Source organism: Bacillus sp. B-jedd (assembly GCF_000821085.1).
In the GTDB taxonomy this organism is placed as follows: domain Bacteria; phylum Bacillota; class Bacilli; order Bacillales; family Cytobacillaceae; genus Bacillus_D.
In genome coordinates this window covers 670,988-686,130 of sequence record NZ_CCXR01000001.1, presented here as the reverse complement: position 1 = coordinate 686,130, position 15,143 = coordinate 670,988, and the positions used below count along the sequence as shown (strand labels likewise).

The 15,143-nt window shown below is 47.1% G+C and carries 20 protein-coding genes; 9 read left to right on the top strand and 11 right to left on the bottom strand.

From position 1 onward, the window contains the following. Nucleotides 1-11: 11 nt before the first annotated feature. The 3 genes from BN1002_RS03310 to fabL all read right to left on the bottom strand — a co-directional run bounded on the left by BN1002_RS03310 (nucleotide 12) and on the right by fabL (nucleotide 1,858). Entirely contained in the window at nucleotides 12-278 is a 267-nt protein-coding gene (locus BN1002_RS03310; protein WP_048823617.1) for a YgaB family protein, read from the bottom strand. A gap of 210 nt (nucleotides 279-488) precedes the next feature. After that, nucleotides 489-764: a gamma-type small acid-soluble spore protein gene (locus BN1002_RS03305; protein WP_048823616.1), complete on the bottom strand. Its 276-nt coding sequence runs from the start codon at nucleotides 762-764 to the stop codon at nucleotides 489-491. Between the two features lie 344 nt (nucleotides 765-1,108). Continuing rightward, entirely contained in the window at nucleotides 1,109-1,858 is a 750-nt protein-coding gene (fabL, locus tag BN1002_RS03300; protein WP_048823615.1) for an enoyl-[acyl-carrier-protein] reductase FabL, read from the bottom strand. Nucleotides 1,859-2,006: 148 nt separating this feature from the next. On the opposite strand from fabL, the gene BN1002_RS03295 reads away from it, so the two are divergent. Then, the gene (locus BN1002_RS03295) at nucleotides 2,007-2,231 is read left to right on the top strand and encodes a hypothetical protein (protein ID WP_048823614.1); all 225 of its coding nucleotides are present in this window, start codon (nucleotides 2,007-2,009) and stop codon (nucleotides 2,229-2,231) included. 50 nt (nucleotides 2,232-2,281) lie between these two features. Here the strand turns inward: BN1002_RS03295 and mutY are convergent, their stop codons facing one another. Further along, nucleotides 2,282-3,373 carry an A/G-specific adenine glycosylase gene (mutY, locus tag BN1002_RS03290; protein ID WP_048823613.1) on the bottom strand — a complete coding sequence of 364 codons (1,092 nt, stop codon included), beginning with the start codon at nucleotides 3,371-3,373 and terminating at the stop codon, nucleotides 2,282-2,284. Between the two features lie 135 nt (nucleotides 3,374-3,508). Between mutY and BN1002_RS03285 the strand changes: the two genes are divergently transcribed. Continuing rightward, nucleotides 3,509-4,489 carry a metal-dependent hydrolase gene (locus tag BN1002_RS03285; RefSeq protein ID WP_048823612.1) on the top strand — a complete coding sequence of 327 codons (981 nt, stop codon included), beginning with the start codon at nucleotides 3,509-3,511 and terminating at the stop codon, nucleotides 4,487-4,489. A 79-nt stretch (nucleotides 4,490-4,568) separates the two neighbouring features. On the opposite strand, the gene BN1002_RS03280 is transcribed toward BN1002_RS03285, so the two are convergent. Next, on the bottom strand, nucleotides 4,569-4,838 hold the full coding sequence (locus tag BN1002_RS03280) for a YfhJ family protein (protein ID WP_048823611.1): 270 nt from the start codon (nucleotides 4,836-4,838) through the stop codon (nucleotides 4,569-4,571). A gap of 114 nt (nucleotides 4,839-4,952) precedes the next feature. On the opposite strand from BN1002_RS03280, the gene BN1002_RS03275 reads away from it, so the two are divergent. Next, nucleotides 4,953-5,126 (top strand): small, acid-soluble spore protein K, encoded by a 174-nt coding sequence (locus BN1002_RS03275; RefSeq protein ID WP_048823610.1) that lies wholly within the window; start codon nucleotides 4,953-4,955, stop codon nucleotides 5,124-5,126. A 45-nt stretch (nucleotides 5,127-5,171) separates the two neighbouring features. Here BN1002_RS03275 and BN1002_RS03270 read toward each other — a convergent pair whose 3' ends face one another. Continuing rightward, entirely contained in the window at nucleotides 5,172-5,492 is a 321-nt protein-coding gene (locus tag BN1002_RS03270) for a YfhH family protein (RefSeq protein WP_048823609.1), read from the bottom strand. Nucleotides 5,493-5,586: 94 nt separating this feature from the next. Here BN1002_RS03270 and BN1002_RS03265 point away from each other — a divergent pair, with 94 nt between their 5' ends. Next, on the top strand, nucleotides 5,587-6,267 hold the full coding sequence (locus BN1002_RS03265; protein ID WP_331386292.1) for an SDR family NAD(P)-dependent oxidoreductase: 681 nt from the start codon (nucleotides 5,587-5,589) through the stop codon (nucleotides 6,265-6,267). 32 nt (nucleotides 6,268-6,299) lie between these two features. Here the strand turns inward: BN1002_RS03265 and recX are convergent, their stop codons facing one another. Beyond that, entirely contained in the window at nucleotides 6,300-7,109 is an 810-nt protein-coding gene (gene recX, locus BN1002_RS03260; protein ID WP_048823607.1) for a recombination regulator RecX, read from the bottom strand. A 101-nt stretch (nucleotides 7,110-7,210) separates the two neighbouring features. Between recX and BN1002_RS03255 the strand changes: the two genes are divergently transcribed. The 3 genes from BN1002_RS03255 to BN1002_RS03250 all read left to right on the top strand — a co-directional run bounded on the left by BN1002_RS03255 (nucleotide 7,211) and on the right by BN1002_RS03250 (nucleotide 9,707). Beyond that, nucleotides 7,211-8,113, top strand: a complete 903-nt coding sequence (locus BN1002_RS03255) for a TIGR01777 family oxidoreductase (protein ID WP_048823606.1) — start codon at nucleotides 7,211-7,213, stop codon at nucleotides 8,111-8,113. Nucleotides 8,114-8,182: 69 nt separating this feature from the next. Further along, nucleotides 8,183-8,311 (top strand): YfhE family protein, encoded by a 129-nt coding sequence (locus BN1002_RS23135; protein WP_082036099.1) that lies wholly within the window; start codon nucleotides 8,183-8,185, stop codon nucleotides 8,309-8,311. Between the two features lie 1,210 nt (nucleotides 8,312-9,521). Then, complete coding sequence (locus tag BN1002_RS03250; protein WP_048827698.1) at nucleotides 9,522-9,707, top strand: YfhD family protein; 186 nt, start codon at nucleotides 9,522-9,524, stop codon at nucleotides 9,705-9,707. A 101-nt stretch (nucleotides 9,708-9,808) separates the two neighbouring features. Here BN1002_RS03250 and BN1002_RS03245 read toward each other — a convergent pair whose 3' ends face one another. Then, complete coding sequence (locus BN1002_RS03245) at nucleotides 9,809-10,300, bottom strand: DoxX family protein (RefSeq protein WP_048823605.1); 492 nt, start codon at nucleotides 10,298-10,300, stop codon at nucleotides 9,809-9,811. A gap of 554 nt (nucleotides 10,301-10,854) precedes the next feature. Here BN1002_RS03245 and BN1002_RS03240 point away from each other — a divergent pair. Further along, nucleotides 10,855-11,919, top strand: coding sequence for a M20 family metallopeptidase (locus tag BN1002_RS03240; RefSeq protein ID WP_048823604.1), 1,065 nt, complete (start codon nucleotides 10,855-10,857; stop codon nucleotides 11,917-11,919). A gap of 56 nt (nucleotides 11,920-11,975) precedes the next feature. On the opposite strand, the gene BN1002_RS03235 is transcribed toward BN1002_RS03240, so the two are convergent. The 3 genes from BN1002_RS03235 to BN1002_RS03225 are packed head-to-tail and all read right to left on the bottom strand — an operon-like array spanning nucleotide 11,976 to nucleotide 14,207. Continuing rightward, nucleotides 11,976-12,647, bottom strand: a complete 672-nt coding sequence (locus tag BN1002_RS03235; RefSeq protein WP_048823603.1) for a GNAT family N-acetyltransferase — start codon at nucleotides 12,645-12,647, stop codon at nucleotides 11,976-11,978. Continuing rightward, the gene (locus tag BN1002_RS03230) at nucleotides 12,637-13,326 is read right to left on the bottom strand and encodes a GNAT family N-acetyltransferase (RefSeq protein WP_048823602.1); all 690 of its coding nucleotides are present in this window, start codon (nucleotides 13,324-13,326) and stop codon (nucleotides 12,637-12,639) included. The genes BN1002_RS03235 and BN1002_RS03230 overlap by 11 nt, the downstream gene beginning before the upstream one ends. 11 nt (nucleotides 13,327-13,337) lie before the next feature. Continuing rightward, complete coding sequence (locus tag BN1002_RS03225; RefSeq protein WP_048823601.1) at nucleotides 13,338-14,207, bottom strand: carbon-nitrogen hydrolase family protein; 870 nt, start codon at nucleotides 14,205-14,207, stop codon at nucleotides 13,338-13,340. A gap of 285 nt (nucleotides 14,208-14,492) precedes the next feature. Here BN1002_RS03225 and BN1002_RS03220 point away from each other — a divergent pair, with 285 nt between their 5' ends. Next, complete coding sequence (locus BN1002_RS03220) at nucleotides 14,493-15,137, top strand: hypothetical protein (RefSeq protein WP_048823600.1); 645 nt, start codon at nucleotides 14,493-14,495, stop codon at nucleotides 15,135-15,137. Nucleotides 15,138-15,143 lie beyond the last annotated feature (6 nt).

Sequence of the window (15,143 nt, the reverse complement as noted above, 5' to 3'; positions counted from 1 at the left end):
CCAAGCTCCCTTCAGCCGAGAATCGGTTCATAGTCCCCATTGCTACCCTTGTAGGACCGAATGACTTCTTCCGTTTGTTCTTCAAATATCCGCTGGATTTCCCTCAGCTCATTTTTCATGCCCAAAATTTCTTCCTGAATACTGCCATGCCCCGTCTCGTGCTGGAGGCTGTGCAGCTGCTCCTGGATTTCGAGGCACCGTTCCAGCTCAGACTGCAAATAGAGAAGCTTTTCCATCGTTTTCATTTGTTCTGCGATCATCTCGTTAAAAGTTTTCATTGCTCCACCGCCCTGCTTTTGAAAATTTTAGCGAGTCCCCTCTACCCCACCGGAGCTCTCACCTGCTCCCATATGTATTCTTGAAATTAATGCTATCTCCTTTGACTAGTTATGGAGCTTTCATGGAAGTTTTGTCGAAAAATTCAGCTGATGGTTGGGAACAGCAAAAAGGCACCCTTCCGTTTAAGAAGGGCGCCTAAATGCATGCAATTAGCTGTTTTGGTTTTTACGGCTTTCAGCTTGTTGATTTTGGCGTCTTACTTCCTGAGCACTTGTTTCGCTTCCAAACTCAGTTCCGTATTGGCCTTGTTGACCTTGTTGACCTTGGGCAGCTTGCTGGTTTTGGCGTCTTACTTCTTGAGCGTTCGTTTCGCTCGCGAATTCAGTGCCGTATTGTCCTTGGCCAGCTTGCGCGTTTTGCTGTCTTACTTCCTGGATGTTTGTTCCAGAAGAAGTTCTGCCAGCTTGTTGGTTGAATTTTGCCATTGTAATCACCTCCACGGTTATTAATTTGTCCATGAAGGTGGGTGTCTATCCCGAAATTTTATTTATAATTTTGCCTGGCTAACCGTGCTTCGCGTGGCAGCGATCTCTGTGACCAATTGGATAATTTTATATCATCCTGGGCTTAGAGAACGCTTCTCTGTTACCGTTTGAATGGTTTTCCATCCGCTTAGGGCATAGAGAACCCTTCTCTGTTACCATTTGGATGATTTTTCGCCGCTTTGGGCTTAGAGAACGCTTCTCTGTTACCGTTTGGATAATCTTTCATCCGCTTCGGGCTTTGAGATCAAGCATCCTCCCAGACAACATCAACAACTTCCGCCAACTTACACCAGCAGTGAAATGCCACCGTCCACGATGATGGTCTGGCCGCAGATCATGCCGGATTGCTCTGAGACGAGGAACATGATGCAATTGACAAGATCGTCAATTTCGACCATCCTGCCTGCCGGCGTTTTCTTCCGGGCTTCTTCCAAAAGTTCTTCCCTGTTCGGGAAATGCTTAAGCGCCTCGGTATCAACCGCTCCGCCGGAAACAGCATTGACAGAAATATTTCTTGGTGCCAATTCGACCGCCAGGTAACGAGTAAGCGCCTCAAGCGCCGCTTTTGAAACCCCGACGGTTGTATAGTTTTCCAGGTAGCGGATCGATCCGATCGAACTGAGGCTGACAATCTTACCGCCGCCATTTTTCTCCATCAACCTGGCTGCTTCCTGCGCGCCAAACAAAAGCGCTTTACTGTTAATATTCATTGTCCAATCCCAATGCGATTCTTCCAGTTCCATCACCGGGCGCAAAACCCCTGAAGCCGCATTGTTAATGAACACATCAAGGCGGCCGAATTCCTCCTCGACCTTTGCAAACATGCCGCGGATTTTTTCGACGTCACCGACGTTCGCGCGGATGATGACCGCTTTTCTTCCCAATGCTTCAATTTCCGCTGCGGTTTCAAGCGCCGCGTTTTTGCTGCGCGCATAATTGATAGCGATATCGTATCCTTCTTTTGCCAGGCGAAGTGCGGCTGCTTTGCCGATTCCCCTGCTGCTTCCTGTAATAAGTGCTACTTTTTGTGTCATGTGTTTAAGTCCTTTCATGCGTTGATTAGTTTTTATTTTAGCTTTTTCGGGTATAGAAGACAATTGAATCCGGAAACTAAGATGAACTCTTAAACAGTTTAAGGGAAGTTTTTGCAAAAATAAAAGCATTCCTGAAAGGAGAATTGCCATGTATGTCGGCAGGGATATGACAGAATTGACGATGATGCCGAAAAGTGAATGGGACAGTAGTGAACTGGCTTTCTTCCACCATTCGCTCCAGCAGGTGATGCCCTATTTAAACGTGGAAGGACAAACTATCCACCGGGAAATCGTTGAAGAAATTGAAAAACGGGGCGGGCTTAACCGCGGCGAGGCTGATTATACACACGGAACGAAAGTACATTATGATTAATCCTATCAAGAAGAACCGGGCAAAATATCTCCCGGTTCTTTTTCATTTGCTTATTTTTTGACCGAATATAGGGAAAGCATTTTTTGGTGCGGGACGGGCAGTGCCAAATCCGCCAGCTCCGCGAATGTGGCCAAGCGGAGGTTTTCTCTTTCCTGAACAGGATCAGCCAGCCTCGCGGCATACACTGTGATATTCCAGTCCAGATGGGAAAAGACGTGCTGGATTTGCCCGAGCGATTCCTCCACCTTGATTTCCGCCCCGAACTCCTCTTTGTAAAACCTCTCTAGCGCTTCCCTATCATTGACGAACGGCCGCTGGACCTCAATGGCCGGAAATTCCCAGAAGTTCGCCAAAAGTCCTTCAGGCGGCCTTTTCCTGATGAAAATCCTTCCGCTTCCATCCTCCACAACCGCGGCAGCCAGGAAAACAGGCACCGGTTTTTTCTTTTTCGATTTGACCGGCAGTTCATTTTGCTCGCCCTCATGGAAAGCGACGCAATGGTCCCTGACCGGGCACAGCAGGCAGGATGGCGATGTCGGCGTGCAGATTAGCGCTCCGAGCTCCATGAGAGCCTGATTGAAATCGGAAGGAGACTCATGTGAAATCAAGACCCTGACCGCCTCTTCAAAAATTTTCCGGGCGGACGGTTTCGCGATGTCTTCCCTTATTAATAAAATTCTTGATAAAACCCGCATCACATTGCCATCGACTGCAGGCTCGGGTATGCCGTAAGCTATACTTAAAATCGCGCCGGCGGTGTATGGGCCGACTCCTTTTAACTTGGCGATTTCCCTCGGGGAATCAGGGACGGTACCCCCGTAAATATCACGCACTTCCCTTACAGCCGCCTGCAAATTCCTGGCTCGCGAATAATAGCCCAGTCCTTCCCAGGCTTTTAGGACTTTATCTTCGTCCGCATCGGCAAGCGCTTCTATTGTGGGAAATTGTTCAAGGAACCGATAGTAATAAGGAATGACGGTATCCACCCGCGTTTGCTGAAGCATGATTTCCGACACCCAGATTTTATAGGGATCCTTGTCCGCCCGCCATGGAAGCACCCTCTGCTCGGCGCGGAACCAGGAAATTAAATCTTCACGAAATTGTTCTATTTGAATGTTTCCTAAATTTTCTAAGTGGTTCATTATCGAGATTAGGCCCCCTATATGTTAAAAAACGTGATAAAGTGGGAATATAATAATATTATTTCTATAGCGAAAGATTCTGGCAAGAAAATTTGAAATGGAAACTTGCAATTCCAAAAAGGAGGAACAAGCACCTTGGATACCGGCACACATGTTGTTATGGGGATTGCCTTGGGTGGCTTGGCCACTCTGGACCCGGCGGTCGCCCCGCACACAGCTACGGCAAGCAGCGTAATGATCGGCACTATTATTGGTTCTCAAATACCTGATATTGATACAATACTGAAACTTCGAAACAATGCGGTTTATATAAGAAACCATCGCGGCATCACTCACTCCGTTCCGGCAGTCTTCCTATGGCCGCTCCTGATTACGGGGATCATCTTTTTCTTTAATCCGGATGCAAGCCTGCTCCATTTATGGCTCTGGACACAGCTGGCTGTATTCGTGCACGTGTTCGTTGATATTTTCAATGCCTACGGAACCCAGGCCTTGAGGCCCTTCTCGTGCAAATGGGTCGCGCTCGGGGTCATTAATACGTTTGATCCATTCATTTTCGGCATTCATATCGCTGGGATTGTCGTCTGGATCATGGGGGCGCATCCCGGCTATACGTTCCTTGTCGTCTACGGAGTTCTCGTCCTTTATTACTTCCTCCGTTTTTCAGCAAAAAAGGAGGTTGTCAATGCGGTAAAAGTCATTGTTCCGGACGCCACTCAAATCGTTGTCACACCGACGATGAAATTCAACCACTGGAAGGTTGCCGTCATGAATGAGAAAGAATTCTTTGTCGGCAGGGCGCAAGGTGCGAATGTCAGGATTTTGGATAAATTCAACCGGGTTCCTGTACCGGATACACCGATTATCCACGCGGCAAAAAAGGACACAAATATTTCAGCATTCTTATCCTTCTCCCCTGTATATCGGTGGGAGGTAAAAGAATTCGCGGATTACAGCGAGGTCAGGTTCATTGACCTCAGGTACAGAAGCAATGGGCATTACCCGTTTGTCGCGGTCGCCCATCTCGATACCGAATTAAATATTATTAACTCCTACACGGGCTGGATTTTCAGCGAAGAAAAACTGCGAAAAAAACTCGCGATCCTTCCCGGCTGATAGGAGGGCAAAAAATCAACGGCAACCCGCATGTAACCGGGCTGCCGTTTTTTCTTTTTAAAATGAAATAAGTGCTTAATCAATGCAATTTGTTTTTATCCTGTTTCAAGTAGTGCATATATTTCGGATTTTGCGAAGCGAATTCATGAAGGCTGCTGCCATAGTTTTCAATCCACTGGCGGATGACTTTTTCCGTCATTTCGCTTCCTTGATATTCCCTGCCGGCCTTCGCATAGGTCGTCTCGAAATCATCCCACAGCAATTCAACCCAAGTACGGGCCTGTCCATAAGACAAATAATCATTTTTACCAAGCAATAGATTCGTTAATCGCTCATGATAGTCATTCATCTTTTTTCACCCCCCTGGCAAAATTGTTCTGCATATTGAGTAAGGCTGGACAAATACTATTGATACGCAGGCCGTTTTGGCTGCGAGTAACCCGAACGGACGGAGGCATCTTGAATGAGGAACAAAGCAAAAGGCTTTCCATACGGCAACGATAACAAGTTCGAAGGCGAACCCCGTGCAAAAGCGGAGTATTCATCCAAGCGGGCGGATGGAACAATCAATACTCATCCACAGGAACGCATGAAAGCTTCTTCCCAGAGAAATCCAGACGAAATCAAATCATATTAACTTTGATCCCACCTGGTTTTCCGCCTTTCGCGAAAACCGGGTGCTTTATTTCAATCTTAGCATGGAGATTGGCAATGCCTCTTCCTTCGCAGTTCCGCCGAGCCGGAATCCCCACGCAAATACTCCGTTTAAATAATCAACTTTAAAGTAAGAACCCGGATCGCCATCAATTTCGTATATCTCCCCAGCCTTGACGATAGACGGATCGAGGAGGTAGGCTTTCGCCATGATCGCTTTCCGTTCAAGCACGGCAAATTCATTGACCATGCCCATTTGTTCGGCTTTTCTCGCTTTTTCCTTTAATGTGGCGATCTCCTGTTTCAATTCATATTCAGACATGGTGCTATATCGTTTTTCCCGCTCCATCGAGCTACCACCTTAATTGTTATTATTTCTATATTTAGTATAGTAAATTTAAGGGACTTAATAAAGGATACTGCACAAATTTAAGGGGGATAAAATGATGGAGACATTTGTTATAACAGGCGCAGGGTCAGGGCTTGGCAGGGAACTGGCTCTCCTTTTGGCAAAAAAAGGCCAGGAAATTCTCCTGATTGGCAGGAACGACGGAAAATTGAATGCCGTTAAAAAAGAAATCGAAACAGCCGGCGGCGCGGCGGAAACCCTTATTATCGATGTTTCCGATCCGGCCTCCCTTCCTGAAAAACTAGAACAGGCACTGGGCGGGAAGACTGTTGCCGGCCTTATTAATAATGCCGGTGTCGGACATTTCGGCCACCTTCCAGAAATGGAGTCTCCGCAAATCGAAGAAATGTTCCGGACAAATACGCTCGGAACAATTTATATGACCCAAGCCATCCTGCCTTTTTTGCAAAAAGAAGGCCATGGTAATGTAATCAATATCATTTCAACTGCGGGGCTCCGGGGCAAGGTGAATGAATCTGTTTACGCGGCAACGAAGTTTGCTGTGCGCGGCTTTACGGAAAGCCTGCAAAAAGAATATGAAGGCACCGGGATTACATTTACCGCAGCCTACATGGGCGGGATGGACACTCCATTCTGGGAAAACAGCAGACATGTCAGCAATCCTTCCAGATTCCGAAAAGCACGGGAAGTAGCCGAGGCGATTGTAAACGGATTTGGAGAAAAAGAGATTATTATTGAAAGCAAAAAATCATGACCAGGTTGTCATGATTTTTTTGTTCAGTATGCCTATTCCTCTTCCCTCGATTCAAGGTAGCGGTCAATCAATTCAATCGGGAACCCTTTACGGAACAGCGTTTCTTTCATTTTCCGCTCATACGCATAACCGCTCAGCTTGGAATGCTTCCGGTGTGCTTTGTCACCTTGGATTCTGATTGCTTCCAGTTCATCTTCTTCTTCCCGGCCAAAATCAGCCTCTTTCAGGGCAAATTGGATGGCGTCTGTCTGGTAGCCTTTCCTTCGCAGCATGGCATCAAGCTTTTGCTTCAAAACCCTTTCGGATTCAGCGGAATACTTGCGGGCATATTTTTCTGCCAGGTCCTTCGCTTTTTCAAATTGCTCCTCCGGAGTATATTGCTTGAGTGCTTCTTCTATAAACGGTTCGGCTACCCCTCTTTCCTTTAATTCCATTTTCACTGTATAGACGCCTTTGTCAGTCGTGCTGATTTGCGTCCTTACATAAGCATCCGCATATTCTTTGTCGTTCAGATAACCTTGGTCCAGAAGCCTGATGATGACTTCATCAATGGCTGCCTCCTCAAGCTTCTTCTCTTTAAGATGGCCGCGGACTTCCTTTTCCGTTCTCATCTTATGGGCAAGGTAGGCAATCGCGCTGTTATAAGCCTTTCGGATTTCATCATGGTAACCTACTTCGGCAAGGGCGAATTCATCAAGTTCCAACCCTTTTTTCAAGTGGAATTTCACAATTACCGCTTCATCAGCGCTAAAAGCGAACTCCTCTCCCTTTCCAAAATCCATGTAAATATTGTAACGTCCTGTATCCCGTTTTTGGGTGGTGATTTTTGTAATGATGGCCATGGTTTTCACCTCTACTCCACTTTACCATACTTGGGAAGTGCCTTTCATTTAGGAAGAAGGTAAAATAGGGAAAACAGGAACTTTTTGGAGGGGGAGCGGGTTTGAGGATTGCAATTGCGGGAGGCAGCGGTTTTTTAGGGAGCACATTGACCGATTATTTTCTTGAAGCCGGACATGAGGTTTTTATTTTGACGAGAAAAAAGAAGGAAAGCGGAAGGACTGGCATTACTTATGTGCAATGGCTTGAAGATGAAAGCGAGCCCGAGAAGGAATTGCGGGACATTCATGCATTTATCAATCTTGCCGGTGAATCGCTGAACAGCGGGAGATGGACGGAAGAACGGAAGGAACGGTTGTTAATGAGCAGGCTGGTCGCCGCCGAGGAAGCTGTCAGGATCATGGAAAGCCTGCCGGTTAAGCCGGCTGTCCATATCGCCGCCAGCGCTGTAGGTTTTTATGGGACATCCGATGAAAAAACCTTTACAGAAGAGTCATCGCATGGCAATGATTTTCTGGCAAGCCTTGTTAAAATGTGGGAAGAAGTTAGCTCAAAGACTGAAGCGTTTGGAATTAGGACTGTATTTTGCAGGTTCGGCATCATATTGGATAAAGCTGAGGGTGCGCTGCCAAGAATGCTCCTTCCTTATAAATTTTTCGGCGGGGGCACAGTCGGTTCGGGGCGCCAGTGGGTTTCCTGGATCCATCGGGATGATGCGGTTGGCGGGATTGTTTTTGCAATGGAAAACGGCGGGTTGAAAGGCCCTTTAAATTTCACTGCACCCCATCCCGCGCAGATGAAAGAGTTTGGCACGGTAATCGGCAAAGCCCTTGGCCGCCCGCATTGGCTCCCTGTTCCAGGAATCGCTTTAAAAGTCCTCCTTGGCGAAATGAGCACTCTTGTGCTGAATGGACAGCGGGTCATTCCTCGCAACCTTCTGGATGCCGGCTACACATTCCGATATCCGCACCTCCAGGAAGCGCTGGACAATTTATTGGCTGATTGAATCAAACTCCCGCTTTAAGGAAAGGATGAAAATGGAAGCAAACTTTTCTTAAAAGGAAGGGATTTACTTATGGAAAAGCCAAAAAAGGATAAAGCAAGGATGACATTGACAGCGACGCAGGAAGTTCTGTATCAAAAGGAATTCAAAGCGGCTGATAGGGCGGCTGGATTTGAAGGACCGAAGCTGAGGAAGAGATAATCTCCTATGGTTCCTGTAGCAAAATAGTTGCGGCGTGGTTGGTAGGATTTTTTGGTCGCAGGATCTTTCTTTAGAACGCGAAGGTAGGGTTGGACACGGCTGTTCGCGTTCTAAGTCGGCCCTTAGGACGCGAAGACCCCATTGGCCACGACTGCTCGCGTTCTAAGTCGGCCCTTAGGACGCGAAGACCCATTGGCCACGACTGCTCGCGTTCTAAGTCGGCCTTTAGAACGCGAAGGACCGGTTGGACATGGCTGTTCGCGTTCTAAGTCGTTCTTTAGGACGCGAAGACCCAGTTTGGCGCGGCTTTTCGCGTTCTAAGTTGTCCTTTAGAACGCGAAGGACCGGTTGGACATGGCTGTTCGCGTTCTAAGTCGGCCTTTAGAACGCGAAGACCCGGTTGGACACGGCTGTTCGCGTTCTAAGTTGTCCTTTAGAACGCGAAGGACCGGTTGTACATGGCTGTTCGCGTTCTAAGTCGTTCTTTAGAACACGAAGACCCCATTGGACACGGCTGTTCGCGTTCTAAGTTGGCCTTTAGAACGCGAAGGACCGGTTGGACATGGCTGTTCGCGTTCTAAGTCGGCCTTTAGTGCCCGAAGCATTGGTTGGACTCGGGGCTTCGGGCACTAAGTCGGCCTTTAGTTACCGAAGCAATGGTTAAGATCTGAGCTTCGGGCTGTAAATCGGCCTTTAGTGCCCGAAGCATTGGTTGGACTCGGGGCTTTGGGCTCTAAGTCGGCCTTTAGTTACCGAAGCAATGGTTGAGATCTGAGCTTCGGGCTGTAAATCGGCCTTTAGTGCCCGAAGCATTGGTTGAGATCTGAGCTTCGGGCTGTAAATCGGCCTTTAGTGCCCGAAGCATTGGTTGGACTCGGGGCTTCGGGCTCTAAGTCGGCCTTTAGTTACCGAAGCAATGGTTGAGATCTGAGCTTCGGGCTGTAAGTCGGCCTTTAGTGCCCGAAGCATTGGTTGGACTCGGGGCTTCGGGCACTAAGTCGGCCTTTAGTTACCGAAGCAATGGTTGAGATCTGAGCTTCGGGCTATAAGTCGGCCTTTAGAGCCCGAAAGTTGGACTTCGGGCTCTAAGTCTCTTTTCTAGTGCACAACTCAAATACCGCAGAAGGATTTTCCACTTATGGCTGTTGCCCGGACGGAAACGATAATAAAGGGGACTTTCCCACTTTATTTTCTGAAAGGGGTAATCGTAATGGCCCGTTCACGTGGACATCGCAATCGTGATAAGAACACATCTTCACTGCCCCAGACTCCAAAGAATCTCAAAATTACCGATGGGCGTGATGTGGAGTTTGACCGCGATCTAGCCGATCATGATGATCTGGAGGCAATGGCTCGTTCCAAAGCAGCCGATCAGCGAGCGAAAAGCAGAAAATAGAGATAAGCGGACGCACCGTTTAGCGGCTTATTAAACAAAGCCGCCAGGCGCTCGACGCGAAAAAAGAAGCAGGGCTCCCCTGCTTCTTTTGTTTAGTTAAGTTACGCTTTTTGGCGGGCATCTTTTTTAGTAATGGCCGCTTTCAGGTAAGGAACTGCGAATCTGTCGACTCCCCAGTAAGTTGCGCCGCTGCCTGCGAATAAGAGGACAAAAGCGACTGTGTAGAGGATTGGGTTTGTGCTTGTTGTTCCAGCGAGCAGGAAGTTCAAGTTCATGAATGCGCCAGCGATAAGTGCCGGAATTGTCGCTGCTCCAAGAATGAGTCCTACGCCAACGAGTGTTTCGCCCCAAGGAATCAGGACGTTGAACAGATCAACGTTCGGGACTGCGAAGCTTTGCAGGAAGTTTGCGTACCAGCCTTGGACTGCTGGATGGTCGCCTGCTGCCTGGGCGATGGCGCCCTGCAGGAAGCCGCCTGCATCGAATCCTCCCGTAATCTTATGGAAACCCGCTCCAAACCATTGAAGGCCAAGCCAGATTCTTGCGATTGTCCAAATTGTCGCTGCCTGGGGTGTTTGATACCATTTTTTCATTTTAACCACTCCTATAATTATTATTTGTGAAACTATTCACAAATTATGTTAAAAAAATATGTGTATAAGTTCTTTTCCTGTCTGTCACTTTGTGAATACTTTCACTTACTTTCTACACCTTTACTATACAACCTCCGTATTCAACTATCAACACATTTTTATCTATTTCACTGTGAATATAATGTTAATTTGAACAGATTGTGAACTCATCCTATTATTTTGTGGACAATGGGGATAATGTGGATATTTTGCTCAAGGGTTTAGGATAAAGGCTTCCTGAATTGCCTGCTTGTGAATAAAAAATGGGGATATATCTGTGGATAAAGTGGATAAGTCTGTGGATCATTGAAAAATAAGCTTTTTATTTGTGGATAAATCTTAGGATAACTTAATCGAGTTTGAAACTTATCTCTTCAGATACTGGGAAGCTGTATTATTCAACCTCTTCCCGCATTGTTAACTCCATAAACCGGACACTACTGTAAGCATCCTAGCCCGTCTTTTCGCGTTTTCCATGCTACAATACGGGAAAACCCCAGATTGGAGATGAGCTTTTGGTTATTGACTTACTAAAGAATTTGATTGCCATTGATAGCAGTACTGTTTTAGGAGCCAATAACGCGGTTGATTTTTGCGGGAAGTGGCTGAGGGAAAGAGGGCTTAAGGTATCCTTTTATGAAAACAACGGTTTTCGGATGCTTGTTTCTGAAATCGGCGAAGGGGAACATACTCTTATCCTCAATGGCCATGTCGATGTGGTTGCAGGAAGCCCGAGGCAATTCACCCCGCTGGAAAAGGATGGCCGGATTTATGGCCGCGGGTCCGCAGATATGAAGGCCGGAGTAGCCGCCATGATGGCTGCTTTTGCACAATTGAGCAAACGAGAGCCCGACTGCAAGGTTCAGCTTCAAATCGTTTCTGATGAGGAAATCGGCGGGATGAATTGTTCAGGTTTTTTAGTGGAAAATGGGTTTCGCGGAGATTTTGTCATTTGTGGAGAACCGACCGGGCTTCGCATTGCCAATCAGGCAAAGGGCATTTTACGGATGGATATCACAGTCTTCGGAAAGGCGGCGCACGGAAGCAGGCCTTGGGAAGGGATAAACGCGATTGAAAAGGCATATGATGTCTATCAGCAAATTCTTGACCTTCCTTTTGCAAAAGAAAGCAGCGAATATTATGAATCCCCATCGATCAACCTTGCGAAAATCGAGGCTGGGAATGCATATAATGTTGTTCCTGATGAATGCAGGATGGGCTTTGATATCCGGTATCTCCCGACTCAAAATAAAGAGGAACTTATCAGGCAGATTGGCGGAATTAATGGAATTGAAGCCGTCCCGGGGATGAGTGCAGCTCCAATTAATACTTCCCGGAACCACCCCCTCCTTAAGCGCCTTGCTGAAATTGTTGGACAGGAAACAGGACGGAAAGCGAGTTTCTTCGGCCAGCACGGCACCGCGGATACAGTGTATTTCGCAAAATACGGCATTCCTGCGGTTGAATTTGGTCCTGGCGGCGGGAATTGGCATGGCGAAGATGAGTTTGTGGAAATCGAAACGGTTCTCGCTTTTGAAAAAATTCTAATCGAGCTTGGGAGTTCCGGCAAAATTTTTTAGGACCCGAAATCCAAAACGCGCCTTCACAAAAAATGCGGAGGCGCGTTTTTAATTGATCACAAAGGTAATAGGGCGACAGTTTCTTTTGACTGAAGCTTTTCAACCATTTCAATCCATTCCTTTGGCTTGTTGGCCAAAACAGAATAATACTCAGTGAGGAAATCCACAACAAGCTTTGCTTCGATCTGGTCCTGGCTATCATTGCCTGGCATGAAGCCAAGGTCAAGGCCTGAAACAGCTTCGCCGTTATTTTCCCAGGACGGATGGACGTATTCAAGATCAAGGCGCTTATAGCCGAGGTGTGACAGGACTTCGCGGCGGACATACGGATCCATGACCTTCACTCCACCAAATTCAAGGCCTTCAACCTGGTAAGGATCATAAATCTCTGCGAACATGCCGTATAATTCCTTGCCGTTTTTTGAAGCCAGCTCATGCAGATCCTTCATCCGGTTCACCGCAAGGAAGCGGCCTATTCCCTTTCCCTGCTTGCCAATGATTGTGAAGTCGGTCATGGCAATATTCCATTTCTCATAGTAGCGGTATTCGGTCGCCCCGACAACTTCATCCCCATCGACAGCGACAAACACACGGATTCCAGGGTCTTCTAAGGGCTCTTTCCATAAATCATACTCGAGCACTTCTTCTTTCGGGAAAATCTCACCCATCAGGTTGTGCAGCTTGCGAAAATTCTGATCTTCTATATTGGTAATGCGCTTATATTCCATTTCCGGGTACTCCTTCGTTTTTAAATGGGTTTTTCCATTCCATAATGACTGCGTAGTTGCAGGATTCTTCATCTTCCAGATAGTTTTTGACAATCGCTACAGGCACCCGGCCGCAGCGGAGGAGAAAAGAGACGACCGGGTCCTTCAGTTCGGCGGACATAACTTTCTCTAGGTACTGCTCCGGTGACATCGACTTTGACACTTTATGATAGCCCGGCATCCTGCTCCCGCCAACGAGCCTGTCTATTTGCTGGTCAACGACAACGTGATACATTGCCTGCATCAGCAGTTTTCCCAGGCCCAGTTTCCGGTATTTCGGGCGGACACTGATATCGACGATATAAAGCGAGTTTCCTTCGGGCTGGTGATTGTGGATATAGCCATTGCCGGTTTTTTCTTCCCACGTATGGTCCGGATGGGAAGGGTCGAAATTGACTCTCAGCCCGGTCAATGAACCAGCCAGCTCCCCATCAACCGAAACGCAGAGCGCACCCGGTTGAAAATGTTCAACATGGCTGGCAAGCTGTTCTTTATTCCACCATAAATCGGATGGGAACGGAGGAGGAAAGCATTCGGATTGTATTTCAATCAGCCCATCGAAATCCTTCTCATCATAATTCCTGATACAAACAGAATATGGCTTGTCCTGCTCATAAACAAAAAACTCGCTTTTGTACATCCGGTTCACCCCTAGGAATCAGATTTTTCCCAATCCACATATAAATCCGTCCTGCGGTCGCGCCACGTTGTCACTGAGCCGCGCTCACGGACTTCATATAACAATTCCAGATCCAGATCGGCGGTGACGATCATATCATCGTTTATTTCTCCCTCAACCATAAGGCCTTTCGGCGGGAAAGGAATATCGTTCGGCGTGATGACGACGGCCTGGCCAAAATTCAGGCGCATGAAATCGACTGTCGGCAAGGCGCCGACCGTGCCGGTAAGGACGACATAGACCTGGTTCTCGATTGCCCGGGCATGGCTTGTGTAGCGGACCCGGTGGAACCCGTGGCGGTCGTCGGTGCAGGAAGGGCAGAAAATGACATCGGCCCCTTTCGCCTTGGCCATCCGGACTATTTCCGGAAATTCGATATCATAGCAAGTAAGGATGGCGATTTTTCCTTTTTCGGTTTCAAAAATGCGGAAGCTATCGCCTTTTTCCATATTCCACTCGTGAACCTCGGTTGGCGTGATATGGAGCTTGGCCTGCTCCTCAACCTTGCCATCCGGGTAAAAGAGATGCGCCGTATTATAAAGCTTTCCGCCCCGTTCAACGACATGGGTGCCGCCGATGATGTGCATGCCAGTTTCTTTCGCCAAAGACGTGAAAAGTTCACGGTACTGGTCGGTGAATTTCGGCAGATCATTGATTGTAAGAGCGTTGCCGCTGCCATCTCCAATTGATAAAAGCTGTGTTGTGAAAAATTCAGGAAATAGGACAAATTCCGAACCGAATTCCTGGGCGGTTTTTATATAATGCTCACATTGAGCTGCAAATTCTTTAAATGATGAGATAGTGTGCAGATGATATTGCACAGCCGAAACACGAATCTTCACAGAATAACCTCCTCGTTGCTGCCAACAAGGCCAGCAATAATATAAACTTTAAGGCTATTATTCACTAATTATTCTTATAAGACAAGTGAGATGACCATCTTCATTTCTTTAAATTTTTGTATTTTTCGCTATATTTACATAATCTTTATCTTCCCTTAAAGACTGCTTAATATCGCATGGGTACGATGAGTGTGTAAAGGGTTGATTTTACCGTAAGTTTAGTTTGTTAATATCCGTTGTCCTTAATTCTTTTGGCAAAATATCTCCAGCTGGGGAGGATTGCATTTGAAGAATTTAATTTTCATTTTGGTGTTTCTGGGGACGTTGTCGGGATTTTATGCCGGGGAGCCGCTTGAGCAGGAAAAGGCAGATTCATATCTCAACAAAGCTGCAGGCAGCGGGATTTCCGGGAAAACTATGAATGAAAGGGAGCCGCTGGTTCCTGCTGATGGGCAGTTGATAGAGCCCGGTGAATCAGTGGCGGATGGTAAAGGAATGCTGACATTGATGGCTGCTTCACCAGTTTATGATTCCTTCTTTTTGGGAGGCGTCGATTTCATTGTCAAAGATGTAAAACTGTTAAAATTCAAACCTACTCATTCAAAAGGCTTACACGAGGACTCTGAACTTGAATTTATTAAAGTTGATGTCGAGATTGTCAACACCAATCCTTTCAGTGTCCACTTCAATCCAGTCGAGACGATCAGAATCAATGGGACTGAAATCCCTTCTGAAAATGAATTCCTCCTTGAAAATATGGGCGGGATTCTGAAGGCAGGCTCAACGAGGACAGGAAGTGTGGGCTACCTCGTTGAGGAGACAGGTATTTTGGAAGTTGAAATCCAGTCAAGTGATGTAACTGCCAAAGGACATAATCTGGTAAGTAAAGCTGCTACTTTCAAGGTCGTTTTAAATAGAGAGCCCCAATAAATCCGC

What these genes read in the sequence shown, in the direction of transcription:
- BN1002_RS03310 (WP_048823617.1), bottom strand. Translation starts at nt 278, where the DNA reads ATGAAAACTTTTAACGAGATGATCGCAGAACAAATGAAAACGATGGAA.
- BN1002_RS03305 (WP_048823616.1), bottom strand. Translation starts at nt 764, where the DNA reads ATGGCAAAATTCAACCAACAAGCTGGCAGAACTTCTTCTGGAACAAAC.
- fabL (WP_048823615.1), bottom strand. Translation starts at nt 1,858, where the DNA reads ATGACACAAAAAGTAGCACTTATTACAGGAAGCAGCAGGGGAATCGGC.
- BN1002_RS03295 (WP_048823614.1), top strand. Translation starts at nt 2,007, where the DNA reads ATGTATGTCGGCAGGGATATGACAGAATTGACGATGATGCCGAAAAGT.
- mutY (WP_048823613.1), bottom strand. Translation starts at nt 3,373, where the DNA reads ATGAACCACTTAGAAAATTTAGGAAACATTCAAATAGAACAATTTCGT.
- BN1002_RS03280 (WP_048823611.1), bottom strand. Translation starts at nt 4,838, where the DNA reads ATGAATGACTATCATGAGCGATTAACGAATCTATTGCTTGGTAAAAAT.
- BN1002_RS03275 (WP_048823610.1), top strand. Translation starts at nt 4,953, where the DNA reads ATGAGGAACAAAGCAAAAGGCTTTCCATACGGCAACGATAACAAGTTC.
- BN1002_RS03270 (WP_048823609.1), bottom strand. Translation starts at nt 5,492, where the DNA reads ATGGAGCGGGAAAAACGATATAGCACCATGTCTGAATATGAATTGAAA.
- BN1002_RS03265 (WP_331386292.1), top strand. Translation starts at nt 5,587, where the DNA reads ATGATGGAGACATTTGTTATAACAGGCGCAGGGTCAGGGCTTGGCAGG.
- recX (WP_048823607.1), bottom strand. Translation starts at nt 7,109, where the DNA reads ATGGCCATCATTACAAAAATCACCACCCAAAAACGGGATACAGGACGT.
- BN1002_RS23135 (WP_082036099.1), top strand. Translation starts at nt 8,183, where the DNA reads ATGGAAAAGCCAAAAAAGGATAAAGCAAGGATGACATTGACAGCGACG.
- BN1002_RS03250 (WP_048827698.1), top strand. Translation starts at nt 9,522, where the DNA reads ATGGCCCGTTCACGTGGACATCGCAATCGTGATAAGAACACATCTTCA.
- BN1002_RS03245 (WP_048823605.1), bottom strand. Translation starts at nt 10,300, where the DNA reads ATGAAAAAATGGTATCAAACACCCCAGGCAGCGACAATTTGGACAATC.
- BN1002_RS03235 (WP_048823603.1), bottom strand. Translation starts at nt 12,647, where the DNA reads ATGGAATATAAGCGCATTACCAATATAGAAGATCAGAATTTTCGCAAG.
- BN1002_RS03230 (WP_048823602.1), bottom strand. Translation starts at nt 13,326, where the DNA reads ATGTACAAAAGCGAGTTTTTTGTTTATGAGCAGGACAAGCCATATTCT.